General features: G+C 41.7%; 1 protein-coding gene. It reads right to left on the reverse strand.

The window, feature by feature from the left end; all coding sequences use genetic code 11:
• On the reverse strand, positions 1-732 hold a 732-nt coding region (locus tag MFLO_RS15755), incomplete at its 3' end, for an Ig-like domain-containing protein (RefSeq protein ID WP_036098590.1).
• Positions 733-757 lie beyond the last annotated feature (25 nt).

The raw sequence follows: 757 nt of genomic DNA on the forward strand, positions 1-757 counted from the left end.
TCCTTCCCAGTTACGATAGCCTCCGCCTGCTTGTTCAATTGCTACTGTTACTACAGCATTTGGTTCAGCTTTACCAGAAATACTTGTATCACTGCTTGTTACGCCATTAATCGTTGGGGCACTTAATTCTGTTTGAACAACAACAGTGGTTGCTTTATCAGATGTCTTACCATTTTTTGTTGCAACTACTTCAATAGTTGTTCCACTAGCTTGTTTCGAAATGATAATTGCGTAGTTTCCACTCGAATCAGAAGTTCCAGTCCAGTTTTTCGTTGAGCCATCTCCTTGTGGAATACTAAGCGTGATAGATGCATTTGGATCTGCTGTTCCTGTTACGATCGTATCATTTGTTGTGACCTGGTTGATTGTCGGTTTCGCAATAACCGCTTCTTGTACCATCAGTCGAGTTGTTGGCGAAATCTCTGATCCACTTGAAGCTTTTGCACTGATGTATGCACCATAGGATAGTTTGGACACTGCCACTGCATATGAGCCATCTGATCCAGTTGTTCCAGTGTAGTCAATACCATCAATATTTAAAGTAATCTGTGTATTAGGAGTCGAGGTACCTGTTACAATCGTATCTCCATCATATGCCGTATTGATAGTCGGTGCTGGTAATGTCACTGAAGTACTCGAAGTAACTACTCGACTTGCATATGGACCAACATTGCCTGCTGCATCCGTTGCATTAGCTTGAACCACTGTTCCTACTGGATAAGTCGAATTCATTGTAATTGAATACGTTCCCGTAGAA

Origin of the sequence: Listeria floridensis FSL S10-1187 (assembly GCF_000525875.1) — a bacterium.
GTDB classification, from domain to species: Bacteria; Bacillota; Bacilli; order Lactobacillales; family Listeriaceae; genus Listeria; species Listeria floridensis.